At 61.6% G+C, this 12,352-nt stretch carries 14 protein-coding genes; 10 read left to right on the forward strand and 4 right to left on the reverse strand.

The features are described 5' to 3' along the window. Positions 1-134 precede the first annotated feature (134 nt). The 5 genes from AC07OF_RS08105 to AC07OF_RS08125 all read left to right on the forward strand — a co-directional run bounded on the left by AC07OF_RS08105 (position 135) and on the right by AC07OF_RS08125 (position 4,142). On the forward strand, positions 135-920 hold the full coding sequence (locus tag AC07OF_RS08105; protein WP_038605448.1) for a MetQ/NlpA family ABC transporter substrate-binding protein: 786 nt from the start codon (positions 135-137) through the stop codon (positions 918-920). A gap of 271 nt (positions 921-1,191) precedes the next feature. Further along, positions 1,192-1,857 (forward strand): amino acid ABC transporter permease, encoded by a 666-nt coding sequence (locus tag AC07OF_RS08110; protein ID WP_157190738.1) that lies wholly within the window; start codon positions 1,192-1,194, stop codon positions 1,855-1,857. Further along, entirely contained in the window at positions 1,838-2,497 is a 660-nt protein-coding gene (locus AC07OF_RS08115) for an amino acid ABC transporter permease (RefSeq protein ID WP_495072747.1), read from the forward strand. The genes AC07OF_RS08110 and AC07OF_RS08115 overlap by 20 nt, the downstream gene beginning before the upstream one ends. Next, on the forward strand, positions 2,494-3,267 hold the full coding sequence (locus AC07OF_RS08120; RefSeq protein WP_495072748.1) for an amino acid ABC transporter ATP-binding protein: 774 nt from the start codon (positions 2,494-2,496) through the stop codon (positions 3,265-3,267). Before AC07OF_RS08115 ends, AC07OF_RS08120 begins: the two co-directional genes overlap by 4 nt. Then, complete coding sequence (locus AC07OF_RS08125) at positions 3,264-4,142, forward strand: transporter substrate-binding domain-containing protein (protein WP_038605460.1); 879 nt, start codon at positions 3,264-3,266, stop codon at positions 4,140-4,142. Before AC07OF_RS08120 ends, AC07OF_RS08125 begins: the two co-directional genes overlap by 4 nt. 93 nt (positions 4,143-4,235) lie before the next feature. Here the strand turns inward: AC07OF_RS08125 and AC07OF_RS08130 are convergent, their stop codons facing one another. Then, on the reverse strand, positions 4,236-6,605 hold the full coding sequence (locus AC07OF_RS08130; RefSeq protein WP_495072749.1) for a penicillin acylase family protein: 2,370 nt from the start codon (positions 6,603-6,605) through the stop codon (positions 4,236-4,238). An 84-nt stretch (positions 6,606-6,689) separates the two neighbouring features. On the opposite strand from AC07OF_RS08130, the gene AC07OF_RS08135 reads away from it, so the two are divergent. Further along, complete coding sequence (locus AC07OF_RS08135) at positions 6,690-7,238, forward strand: sugar O-acetyltransferase (RefSeq protein ID WP_157190743.1); 549 nt, start codon at positions 6,690-6,692, stop codon at positions 7,236-7,238. Here AC07OF_RS08135 and AC07OF_RS08140 read toward each other — a convergent pair. Next, the gene (locus tag AC07OF_RS08140; protein WP_157190744.1) at positions 7,235-7,804 is read right to left on the reverse strand and encodes a DUF6436 domain-containing protein; all 570 of its coding nucleotides are present in this window, start codon (positions 7,802-7,804) and stop codon (positions 7,235-7,237) included. The two genes, AC07OF_RS08135 and AC07OF_RS08140, sit on opposite strands and share 4 nt — an antisense overlap. Before the next feature lie 99 nt (positions 7,805-7,903). Between AC07OF_RS08140 and bipL the strand changes: the two genes are divergently transcribed. Next, entirely contained in the window at positions 7,904-8,845 is a 942-nt protein-coding gene (gene bipL / locus AC07OF_RS08145) for a phospholipase BipL (protein WP_157190745.1), read from the forward strand. Here the strand turns inward: bipL and AC07OF_RS08150 are convergent, their stop codons facing one another. Next, positions 8,846-9,595 carry a DUF2059 domain-containing protein gene (locus AC07OF_RS08150; protein WP_157190746.1) on the reverse strand — a complete coding sequence of 250 codons (750 nt, stop codon included), beginning with the start codon at positions 9,593-9,595 and terminating at the stop codon, positions 8,846-8,848. Positions 9,596-9,708: 113 nt separating this feature from the next. Between AC07OF_RS08150 and AC07OF_RS08155 the strand changes: the two genes are divergently transcribed. Beyond that, positions 9,709-10,341: a 2OG-Fe(II) oxygenase gene (locus tag AC07OF_RS08155; RefSeq protein ID WP_191831375.1), complete on the forward strand. Its 633-nt coding sequence runs from the start codon at positions 9,709-9,711 to the stop codon at positions 10,339-10,341. Position 10,342: 1 nt separating this feature from the next. Then, positions 10,343-10,825, forward strand: a complete 483-nt coding sequence (locus AC07OF_RS08160) for a 2-thiouracil desulfurase family protein (protein ID WP_495072750.1) — start codon at positions 10,343-10,345, stop codon at positions 10,823-10,825. Between the two features lie 47 nt (positions 10,826-10,872). On the opposite strand, the gene AC07OF_RS08165 is transcribed toward AC07OF_RS08160, so the two are convergent. Next, on the reverse strand, positions 10,873-11,640 hold the full coding sequence (locus AC07OF_RS08165; protein WP_495072751.1) for a transporter substrate-binding domain-containing protein: 768 nt from the start codon (positions 11,638-11,640) through the stop codon (positions 10,873-10,875). Positions 11,641-11,865: 225 nt separating this feature from the next. Here AC07OF_RS08165 and AC07OF_RS08170 point away from each other — a divergent pair, with 225 nt between their 5' ends. Then, positions 11,866-12,342, forward strand: coding sequence for a DUF4399 domain-containing protein (locus tag AC07OF_RS08170; RefSeq protein WP_157190750.1), 477 nt, complete (start codon positions 11,866-11,868; stop codon positions 12,340-12,342). The last annotated feature ends 10 nt before the right edge of the window (positions 12,343-12,352 follow it).

Raw genomic sequence — 12,352 nt, forward strand, 5'->3', positions numbered from 1 at the left:
GAATAAGCAGCGAAATAAAAGATATTGTTCCGGTATAAAAAATCTCGGTATTGTCCGTTCCAAGCCAGCTAGCAAATGGCTGGCAACCTGATTTGCCGTCGACCGATGGCCCTGTATTCGAATAAGGACTGCGCATGAAAAAGGCTCTGTTGTTCACTGCTCTGGCGGCCGCTCTGTCGGTTGCAGGTTTCGCCCACGCCGGCGAGAAACTGGTGGTTGCCGCCACCCCGGTGCCCCACGCTGAAATCCTTGAGCTGATCAAGCCGACCCTGGCCAAAGAAGGTGTAGATCTTGAGATCAAGGTGTTCACCGACTATGTGCAGCCTAACGTGCAGGTCGACCAGAAGCGTCTGGATGCCAACTACTTCCAGACCCTGCCGTACCTGAAGAACTTCAACGAAGGTAAAGGCACTCACCTGGAAACCGTTATCGGTGTTCACGTCGAGCCTTTCGGTGGTTACTCGAAGAAAGTTAAAAGCCTGAGCGAGCTGAAAGACGGCGCTACCGTTGCCATCCCTAACGAAGGCAGCAACAGTGGTCGTGCCCTACTGCTGCTGCAGAAGGCTGGCCTGATCACCCTGAAGGATCCGAAAAACGCCCTGGCAACGCCGAAAGATATCGCCGAGAACCCGAAGAAGCTGAAGTTCCGCGAGCTTGAGTCGGCCATGCTGCCGCGCGTTCTGGACCAGGTCGACCTGGACATGATCAACACCAACTATGCGCTGGAAGCCGGTCTGAACCCGGCCAAAGACGCCCTGGTAATCGAAGGTTCCGACTCGCCGTATGTGAACTTCCTGGTCGCCCGTCCAGACAACAAGGACAGCGACGCGATCCAGAAACTGGCCAAAGCCTTGACCAGCCCGGAAGTGAAAACCTTCATCGAGAAGAAATACAGCGGCGCGGTACTGCCGGCGTTCTAAGCAACAACTGATACATATCCTGCCCTGTGGGAGCGGGCTTGCCCCGCGATCGCGTTGTGTCAGTCACATCGCAATCGCGGGGCAAGCCCGCTCCCACAGTCGCTTTATACACAGGCATTTGCAGTTAGCTGTTTGGGTGATATCAATATGCAATAAAGGTATTTAAATATTTGTTTTTATACCTTTAGAGTCTTAGTCATTGTGCTCACCCGCACTGACAACCCCTGTGTAGAGCGGCCCGTTTACCCTCGGGCCGGTCCGAGATCCTCTCATGAGTTTCGATGTCGCTTTTATCCTCAGCACGCTACCGGCGTTTCTCAAAGCCGTCGGCGTTACCCTGCAGGTCGGCCTGATCGCCATTGCCACCTCACTGCTGGTGGCGCTGATCAACGCAGCAATCCTGGTCTACCGCACGCCCTACCTGCAGCGTCTGGTGCAGCTGTACGTGGAACTGGCGCGCAACACGCCGCTGCTGATCCAGCTGTTCTTCGTCTACTTCGCCTTGCCGAGCCTGGGCCTGAAAATCTCCGGCTTCGCTGCCGCGATCATCACCATGACCTTTCTCGGTGGCGCCTACCTGACTGAAGTGCTGCGCGCCGGCGTCGAGGCGGTGCCACAGGCACAGCTGGAATCGGGACGCTCGATCGGCCTGTCCGACGGCCAGTTGCTGCGTTATGTGATCCTGCCTCAGGCCGGCATCCTCAGCTTGCCGTCGCTGTTTGCCAACTTCGTTTTCCTGCTCAAGGAAACCACGGTGGTCTCGGCGGTGGCGGTGCCGGAAATCCTCTACACCACCAAGAGCTACATCGCGCTGTACTACAAGACTTACGAGATGCTCGCGGTGCTGACGCTGATCTGCGTGTTGCTGTTCCTGCCATTGTCGCTGCTGCTCAGCCGCCTGGAACGGAGGCTGCAACATGGCCAGTTCGGGTCTTGAGTTGTTGTTGGTGTCCTTGCCGCAACTGGGCAAGGGTGCCGCGCAGACATTGGCGATCTCGGCGCTGGGGATTGTCTTCAGTACCTTTGGCGGTGTGCTCTACGGTGTGCTGGCGAGCCTGAACCTGCGCAGCCTGAATCTGCTGCTGCGGGTGTACCTGGAGCTGTTCCGGGCGATTCCGGTGCTGGTCTGGTTGTACCTGCTGTTCTTCGGCCTGCCGATTTTCTTTGCCCTGAGCATCCCCAGCTTCTGGTGCGCGGTGCTGGTGTTGTCGCTGTGGGGCGCCAGTGAAGTGGGCGAGGTGGTGCGCGGCGCCTTGCGTTCGTTGCCCCGCGGCCAGCGCGAGGCCGGCCTGTCGATCGGCCTGTCTGCCTGGCAGCTGTATGGCTATGTGTTGCTGCCACAGGCACTCAAGCGCATGACCCCGCCGACCATCAACATCTACACGCGGATCATCAAGACCAGCTCGCTGGCGGTGCTGATCGGTGTGGTCGATGTCATCAAGGTCGGCCAGCAGATCATCGAGCGCACCTACGAGTCGGTGCTGATCTACGGCGTGCTGTTTCTGTTTTTCTTTTTTATCTGCTACCCGCTCTCGGCTGTTTCGCGCGCCCTTGAGCGCCGCTGGACACACGCATGAGTGCATTGATCGAGTTCAAGGGCTTCAACAAATTCTTCGGCGAGCAACAGGTGCTGAACAACATCGACCTGCAAGTGCGCAGCGGTGAAGTGGTGGTGATCCTCGGCCCCAGCGGCTGCGGCAAAAGCACCTTGCTGCGCTGCCTGAACGGCCTGGAAAACGCCCACAGCGGCCACTTGCGCCTGGCCGGTGAAGAGCTGCTCGAGCCGCGCACCGACTGGCGTCAGGTACGCCAGCGGGTGGGCATGGTGTTCCAGAGTTATCACCTGTTCGGCCATATGAGCGTGCTCGACAACCTGCTGCTGGGGCCGCTCAAGGTGCAGAAGCGCGAACGCCGTGAAGCCCTGGCCCAGGCCGAAGCGCTGCTGGCCCGGGTGGGCTTGCTGGACAAGCGCGACGCTTATCCGCGCCAGCTTTCCGGTGGCCAGCAACAGCGCATCGCAATCGTTCGCTCATTGTGCATGAACCCTGAGGTGATGCTGTTCGACGAGGTCACCGCAGCCCTCGACCCGGAGATGGTCAAGGAAGTGCTGGAGGTGATCCAGGGCCTGGCCCGTGACGGCATGACCTTGCTCATCGTGACCCATGAAATGGCCTTCGCCCGCGCGGTGGCCGACCGCATCGTGTTCATGGAGGCCGGCAGGATCCTTGAACAGCGCGACCCCGAGAGCTTCTTTACGAACCCGCAGACCGCACGCGCGCAGCAGTTCCTGGAGAAATTCTCCTTCGTAGAAAGCCTGCCCAAAATGCCCGCAAAGGAACTGTCATGAAAACTGCCAAAACCTCGAAACTGCTGTTGTCCCTGTTCAGCCTGGCCCTGCTGGCCGGCTGCAACAAGGCGGAAGAGCCCGCCAAGCCTGCTGGCGCTGGTGCGGCGCCAGCCACCAGCTACCTGGAAACCATCAAGGCCCGCGACAAGTTGATTGTCGGCGTATTCACCGACAAGCCACCGTTCGGCTTTGTCGACGAGAGCGGCCGCTATGTCGGCTTCGATACCGACATCGGCCGCCAGTTCGCCAAGTCGCTGCTCGGCGACGAGAACAAGGTCGAGTTCGTTGCGGTTGAGCCGGCCAGCCGCATCCCGTTCCTGCAGAGCGACAAGGTCGATCTGATTCTCGCCAACATGACCGTGACGCCGGAACGCAAGGAGGCGGTGGAGTTCACCAACCCCAACCTGCGCGTCGCGGTCCAGGCCCTGGTGCCTGAAGGCAGCAGTGTGAACAAGCTCGATGACCTGGCCGACAAGACCACCATCGTCACCACCGGTACCACCGCCGATATCTGGCTGACCAAGAACCACCCGGACTGGAAACTGCTCAAGTTCGAGAAGAACTCCGAGTCGCTGCAAGCGCTGGCCAATGGTCGTGGCGATGCCTATGCCCAGGACAACCTGATCCTGTTCAGCTGGTCGAAGCAGAATCCGGGGTACCGCGTGCTGGCCGAGAAACTGGGCGAAGAAGCGCCGATTGCACCGGCGGTGAAGAAGGGCAATATCGAGCTGCGTGACTGGGTCAACGCTGAACTGGCGCGCCTGGGTGAGCAGAAGTACCTGCTGAAGCTGTATGACCAGTACGTGCGCAAAGAGCTGAGCGACGACACCAAGCCGGAGAGCGTGATTGTCGAGGGCGGCAAGTGGCAGGGCTGATGTGAGACCCGGGCTGCTGTCGCCCCATCGCCGACAAGACCGGCTCCGATAATGTAGGAGCTGGCATTGCCGGCGATGCAAGGCAAAGCCTTGCTAGTTTTTGGGCACCAACCTCAAAGTACTCTGCTCCGGAATCACCCCCATCTGCGCCTTGTGGTACTGCCCCTCGATATAGTCTTTGGCCTGATCGGCATAGTGCCGGTCGAACAGCACGCCACTTTGCCCGACCGGGTTGATGGTCAGGGCCTGCCCGGCATCGGCGAAGTCGATCAGGCGCCGGGTCGAAGGGCCATAGGTGACCGGCCAGGGCGCCGGGCCGATCTTCGCCGACAGGTTGTTCGGCACTTCATGCGTACCCGGTGCGGCGAAAGCGCCGACATTGAACAGCAGGTTCAGCGGCTTCTGCAGCCCGAGCGGATGGTTGTGGGTCAAGGTATGCGCCTTGCCCCATTGCCAGGCGGTCGGGTCGTTGCCCAGTGTCTCGCGCAGGTGGGCCAGGCTGGCCTGCCAGGCGCGTTTCACCGCGTCGCTGCGGCTACCATGCTCGCTGCTGCCATGCAGCCCCCACCAGGGCGACTCGGCGTCGGCGGCCAGGCGTGGCAAGGCGGCATCGATGACGCGGGTGCTGATCAGCATCTGGAACCAGGCATCGCCCAGTTCGTCATGCATGGCTGCGTACGCCAGGTCGTAGAGCAACTGGTTGAACAGCGTGGCGCTGACCGAGTCCAGCGGATAGTCGCCATTCCAGCTGGCCAACTGTTCGACCAGCTCTTTTTCCTGATCGCCCGCAGCCACTTCTCGCAAGACTCCCAACAACGGTGCCAGGGTGCGTGGGCCATAGCCGCTGGCTGTGTCGAGCTGTAGCGCCTGACTGTTTTGCGTATCCCATTTGATCGTTGCATCGGCCAGCTGGCGATCGAGCTGCTGGCCGCGGTCGGCGAGGTTGTAGTACCCGGGAATCGGCATGGCGGCGGGCGGCTGATAGTTGGCCGAGACGATATAGCCGCTGGCCGGGTTTTCCGCCTGCGGGTTGGCGCTGAACGGGTAGAAACCGAGTTTGTCGGCCTGGGCCGTGCTGCCGTCGAGGATGAACGACGGGTTTACCCCGTCCGGGCGAATCGGTAGCTGCGCCGCGGCCCACCAGCCAATGTCGCCACGGGCGTTGGCCCACACCAGGTTGAGGCCAGGCGCCTGGATCTTCGCGGCGGCGCTGCGCATCTTGTCCAGGGTGTCGGCGCGGTTGACCTGGTAGAAGCCTTCGAGCACCGGGTTGTCGGTTTCCAGGAACGCCCACCACATGGCAATCGGTGTCGGCCCGGCATTGGCACCGATCACCTGGTTGACGATCGGGCCGTGTGGCGAGCGCTTCAGGGTGATGGTGACAGGCTCCTCGCCCTTCACCGCGATAGTGTCCTGGGTGATGGTCAACGCTTGCCATTGGCCGTTGATACGCACCTGGTCAGGGTTGGCCGGATTGACCTGCTCGGCGATCAGGTCGACATCGTCGTTCTGGAACATGGTCAGGCTCCAGCCGAACTCGCGGTTGTGCCCCAGCGAAGCGAAGGGGTTGAGCGCCTGGTGATAGCCATAGAGGTTGAAGCCGGGCGCCGACAGTTCGGCTTCGTACCACACGGCGGGCACGGCAAAGCTGATATGCGGATCGCCAGCCAGCAATGGTTTGCCACTGCGGGTGCGGCTGCCGGACAGCGCCCAGGCGTTGCTGCCTTCGTACTGTGGAATGCCAGCCTCGCTCAAGGCGTGCTGGCTGATCAGTGCCAGTTGCTCCAGGCTTTTCCAGTCGGCAGCTGCCAGCGGCGGACGGCTGTGCAACGCACCTTCCGGGTTCCAGTCGAGGTCGAAGATGTTCAGGTATTCGCTGCCGAGCTGGTCGCGCACATAGGTCAATGCCGGTTCCGTGCGAAAGGCGGCGGCAAAGCTGTAGGCCATGTAGCCGGCAATGCTCAGGGTGTCCTGGGCGGTGAACGGCCGTGGCGTGATGCCCAGCACATCGAATTCCATGGGTTTGGGGTGGCTGTCCTGCCAGGCATTGACGCCATCGAGGTAGGCCTGCAGTGCGAGCCAGGCAGGCGATTGTTTGTCCTGGCGTTCGATGTAGCGCTCGGCCTGTTCACGAATACGCAGGGTGCGGAACAGGGTATCGGTGGGCAGCAGCTTGCTGCCGAGCACTTCGGCCAGCTCGCCGCGGGCCAGGCGGCGGATAATCTCCATCTGGAACAGCCGGTCCTGGGCATGCACATAGCCCAGCGCGCGATACAGGTCGGTCTCGTTGCTGGCCTGCAGGTGCGGTACGCCACGGGCGTCATAACGCACGCTGACCGGGGCCTGCAGGCTGGCCAAGGCGACTTCGCCTTCACGCTGCGGCAGCTTGCCCTGCACATACCAGTAACCGCCGCCGGCTGCCGCGGCAATGACCACAGCGAGAAAGGTCAGGCTGCGCTTCATCAAGACTCCTTGTGCTTTTTAGCGGATATTGTGGTCCGATCATCGAGGTAAATTCGGACAGAGGATAGTCCCAAAGGAGGGAAGATGACGCTCAGTGAAAAGCAGAAGATGCTCAGCGGCCAGCTCTACCACGCCAGCTGCCCGGAGCTGCAGGCCGAGCAGATCGCCAACAAGCACTGGATGCAGCGCTACAACAACAGCGCCGAACTGCTCAACGAACAGCGGCATGGACTGCTGGCAGAACACTTCAAAGTGGTGGGGGACGGCGCAGTGATTCGCCCACCGTTCTATTGCGACTATGGCTACAACATCAGCCTGGGCAGCAACGTGTTCATGAACTTCAACTGCGTGATCCTCGATGTCTGCCCGGTCAGCATCGGTGACGATTGCCAGATCGGCCCGGCGGTGCAGATCTACGCCGCCGACCACCCACTGGACCCGAAGGTACGTCGCAGTGGTCTGGAAAGTGGCCGGCCGGTGAAGATCGGCAACAACGTCTGGATTGGCGGCGGGGCGATCATCCTGCCCGGGGTTACCGTGGGCGATAACGCGGTAATCGGTGCCGGGAGCGTGGTGACCCGCGATGTGCCGGCCAGGGCGACGGTGGTGGGTAATCCGGCACGCTTGCGTTAAGGGCTCCAGGGGCAATAGCACCCCACTGCCATAGTATGCGTGGCACTGACCGCACGCCCTTGGCTCAGCGCCAGCAATATCGGTTCGATAAAACTGTTGCTCGAGTTACAGGTCGCCCCCTCGCTGTAAGGACCGAAGTAGGCCAGCTTGCCCTGACGATCCCAGATCGCTACGCCAGGGCTGGCCGGCAGGTGTTCGGCACCGGGCAGTTCAGTCAGTGGCTTGAGGGCGCTGAGCGTACTTGGCAACTGTCCACGGCTGCCGGGCTTCTGTACTACATAGAACGCCACCCCCTGCGGAGCGAAATGCTCGATCAGTTCCGCCAGGTGTTGCTGGTTGCCGACGTTGCACGGGCAGGCCGGGTCCCAGAAGTGCACCAGGCGGATCGGCCCGGGCCCGGCGATCTCGGCCGGCAGCTGCAGCCGGTCGCCGGAGAACAATGCGGTCTGGTTATCGAACGGGCGTAGATAGCGGCTCTGGAAACTGTCGTAGGCCCACCACAAACCGGCGGCGCAAAGAGCGGCGATCAACAGGCCGAGCAGGGTACGGGTGGATGACGCGAGCATGAAGGCAATATCCGGGAAAAGTCGCCTAGCTTGCCATGCTGCTGGCAACAGCTGAATATCACAGGTCAAAATCCGGCTTTTGCTGTGTGGAAATCTTCTATGCCTGCGTCATTTCAGCCCGACTCGTTACGCGCCAGCCTGGCGCCGATGACGGCGCGTCAGCCGTTGTCGACCCAGGCCCAGGCCTATCAGCGTTACTACGGGCTGGATTTTCCAGCGCGCAAGGTCGCCGCGCAACGCTGGCTGGGGCGTTTCGAGGCGGCGGGCTTCGAGCTGGTCGGGCAGGTCTGGTTGCCAGCGGCGCCAGTGGCGACCCTGGTGTTGCTGCATGGCTTCTACGACCACATGGGCTTGTACCGTCATGTGATCGACTGGGCGCTGGATCAGGATTACGCGGTGATCGCCTGTGACTTGCCGGGGCACGGTCTGTCTAGCGGCGAGCGGGCCAGCATCGACGATTTCGCTGCCTACCAGCAGGTATTGCAGGCGCTGTTCGAGCAGGGCCGAGCCCTTGAGTTGCCGCAGCCCTGGCATCTATGTGGGCAAAGTACCGGCGGGGCGATTGTCATTGATCATCTGCTGCACGGTGGCGCACAGAGCCCGGCCCAGGGCCAGGTAATCCTGCTGGCGCCGCTGGTGCGGCCACGTTCGTGGCGCTGGTCGAAATTCAGCTATCACCTGCTGCGCCCGTTCGTGAAAGGTATCGAGCGGCGCTTCAGTGAAAACAGCAACGACCCGACCTTCCTGCCGTTCCTGCAGGCCGATCCGCTGCAGCCGCGGTGCTTGCCGACAGCCTGGGTCGGGGCGTTGGTCGATTGGGTCAAGCGCATCGAGGCGGCGCCGGTCAGCGCGCGGCGGCCGCTGATTATTCAGGGCCAGTCCGACATGACCGTGGACTGGCCGCACAACCTCAAGGTGCTGCAGGAGAAATTCGCCGCGCCCGACATCCTGTTGATTCCCGAGGCGCGCCATCACCTGGCCAACGAGCTGCCGGCGATCCGTCAGCGCTATTTTGACTTCATCGACCAGCGTCTGGGCTGATCACTTCAGGTCCGAAGTGTTCTGCCCGACGGCCAGGCCGGCGCGGATCGCAGCCAGGGCAGCCTTGTAGTAAGTCTGACCCTCTGCCGATTCGGCAAAGGTAGCGAACTCATCCAGCTCTGCATCGGACAAGTCGCGATACACGTAGAGCAGGGTATTGTTCAGTTCGCTGCCGATCTGCTGCATCAGCCGCTGGCGCTGACCGTCGAGCAGGCCTTGGGCCTGAGCGCCGCCGAGCAGGCCGGGGATCATCTGGCTGAGGCTGTCGGCCGCGACCCCGGCAATCGCCAGGCTGACTTCGGCACCGGCTTCACGGGCGGGCAGGGCCTGGGCCAGGTGGCCGATGATCAGCAGGCGGTTGTCGCTGGCCTGGATCTTGGGCAAGCCCTTGGCATTCTTGGCCAGCTGGTCACGCCGGGTGGCCAGCAGTTCGGCGGCGACAATCTTGCGCCCTAGCGGCGACTGGAAGAAGGCCAGTGCAGGGCCGGGATTGCTCAGGTTGGCACGCAATTGCGCCTGGGCGCGCTTGTCCACAGCCTGGGCCTGGAAGCGCTGGTTGCTGTTATTGACCAACGCCTGATAAACCGCGGGCGGCAGGCTATTGCGATAGCGCTGCTGGGCGGCATCGAGGGCATCGGTAAAGTGGGCGCGCTGCTCAGGCCAGCCGGCGACCTTGTAGAGTTGGTCGAGGCTGTCTGCCCAGACAGGCGTGGTGCAGATCATCATCAGCAAAAAAAACAAACGGCGCATTCAGGACTCCTGTCGGCAGGGCGCTATTGTCTTGGCCTGGCCGGGCTTTGTCGAGAAGCCATTGCATACTCTCGGCCAAGTGGCGCTGTCGGATTTCGCGGCAGATGGATACTATGCGCGACATGCACATATCCCCTGATGACCCCCTGCTGTTGCGCATCGTCGACGACCTGGCCACCCGTGGCTGGTCGCAGCAAAATACCTTTCTTCCAGAGTCTCTGACCCTGGCACTGGCGGCCGAGTGCCGCAAACGCGCCGCCGAGGGCGAACTGGAGCCAGCAGCCGTGGGTCGGGGCGTTGCCCAGGAGGTCCGCGAGGGCATTCGCGGCGATCGTATCCAGTGGTTGGAGCCCGGCCAGGCCGAGCCTTGCGACCACTACCTCGAGCTTATGGACAGCTTGCGCATAGCCCTTAACCGCGGCTTGTTCCTTGGTCTTGAGGACTTCGAGTGCCATTTCGCCCTGTATCCACCGGGCGCCTTCTATCTAAAGCACCTCGACCGCTTTCGCGATGACGACCGGCGCATGGTCTCGGCGGTGATTTACCTTAACGAAGGCTGGCAGCCCGAACACGGTGGTCAGTTGCGCATGACCCTCAAGGGCGACGTCGAGCACGACGTGCAACCGATCGGCGGGTGTCTGGTGGTGTTTCTTTCCGGCGAAATACCCCATGAGGTATTGCCGGCCCAGCGCGATCGCCTGTCACTGACCGGCTGGTTCCGTCGTCGTGGCAACGAGCCGTTCTGAGATGCGCAGGGTTCTGGTTAGTGCCTGCCTGCTCGGTCAGCCGGTGCGCTATGACGGGCGCGCCAGCGGCTACCCGGATCTGTTGCAGCGCTGGCAAAGCGAAGGCCGGATCGTGCCGTTGTGCCCGGAAGTGGCAGGTGGTCTACCGACACCACGGCCACCGGCGGAAATCCCAGGCGGTCAGGGCAGTGCCGTGCTGGATGGCGATGCGCAGGTGATTACGGTTGCTGGCGAGGATGTCAGCGCGCAGTTTCTCGCCGGTGCGCAGTTGGCGCTGGAGCTGGTGCGACGGCATGGCATCCGTATCGCGGTGCTCAAGTCGGGTAGCCCGTCGTGCGGCAATCTGCTGACCTATGACGGTACCTTCAGTGGCACCAAAGTCACCGGCGAAGGGGTGACTGCGGCCTTGCTGCGCCGGGAAGGGGTGCAGGTGTTCAGTGAGCTTGAGCTTGAGGCGGCAGAGCAGGCCTTGGGACAGCTTTAAATGCATCGCGGGGCAAGCCCGCTCCCACAGCCCCGCGATGCTTCTGCTTACTTCGGCGGCTTGCTGGCATCCATCCCGAACCACTTCTGCGACAGGGCTTCGAGCCGGCCATCGGCCTTGATGCGTTGCAGGGCTTTGTCCACTGCACTGTGGAACGCCGGGTTACCCTTCTGGAACGGAATCGCCAGGCTCAGGATCGGGCCGACAGTGGCGCCTTCGGTCACCGCCTGCTGGCTGTCACGAATGGCATAAGGCACTAGCAGACGGTCGCTGATGGCGGCATCGATCTGCTCGTTGGCCACGTCCTTGATCGGTTGGCTGGCGTCTGGATAGCTGCGCAGATCGACGCCTTCGACGCTCCGCGCCTGCTCGGCGAACTGACTGCCCTGAACCACGCCGAGGCTGTGGCCCTTGAGTGCGCCGAGGTTGGCCAGCGAGCGCTTTTCGTCCTTGCGCACGATCAACTGGGCGCTGGAATAGCTATAGGGTTCGCTGAAATCCAGACGTTCCTTGAGTTCGGGGGTGGCAGCGACCTGGTTCAGGGCGATGTCGTATTTGCCACTCTCGACACCCGGCAGCAAATCGTCGCGCGTCGTCACCACGAACTCGGCGCGTACTTCCAGCTCGTCGGCCAGCAACCGGCCGAGTTCGATTTCAAACCCCGCCAGCTTGCCGTCATCCTTGAAGTTGAACGGCGACATGTTGGCTTCGACGGCAATGCGCAATTCGCCACGGTCATTCATGTCATCGATCAGTTCGGCATGTGCCCATGGGCTGAGCAGGGCGGCAAGTAGTATCCCTATGGTCAGGCGCATTTAAGTCCCTTGAAGTCATTGGCAGTGAAGAAGATCGCCGCGGCTTTCTGATAATGCCACGGTCGAGCGCAACTAGGACAACATCGAAAGGGGGATGTTAGACGCCCGGAGAAATATTTTCTGTGCAAATTTCCGGGTATGTTCTGATCCAATTGATCTATGGTTACCAACCATTGCCTTCCGTTTAACAGGCAAGGTTAAAGAAGCAAATCACAGGAGAAGTGAATGAAAAGCCTAGTTTCGCGTGCAGCCGTCGTTGGCTTGTTGATGGGAGTTTCGGCGTTTGCTGCAGCCGCCGAAGGCCTGAAGAGCCAGGAGCCGCCGAAAGACGCCAAGGTCTTCATCGTTTCCCCGGCCGATGGCGCGACGGTCGACAAGACCTTCACCGTCAAATTCGGTATCGAGGGCATGGAGCTCAAGCCAGCGGGTGACCAGACCCCGCACACCGGCCACCACCACCTGCTGGTAGATGTCGACAAGGAGCCGGCCGCTGATCAGGTATTGCCTACCAGCCTGCTGCCGGAAAACAAGGCGCCGCTGCCAGCCGGTCCGCAAGTACTGCACTTCGGCAAGGCGCAGACCGAGGTCGAACTGACCCTGACCCCAGGCAAGCACACCCTGCAACTGGTGCTGGGCGACAAGTTCCACGTGCCGTTCAAGCCAAGTGTTGAGTCGAAGAAGATCACCGTAGAAGTGAAGTGATCGGCGCAGC

The sequence above is a fragment of the Pseudomonas sp. GW821-FHT10B02 genome, from assembly GCF_059415665.1.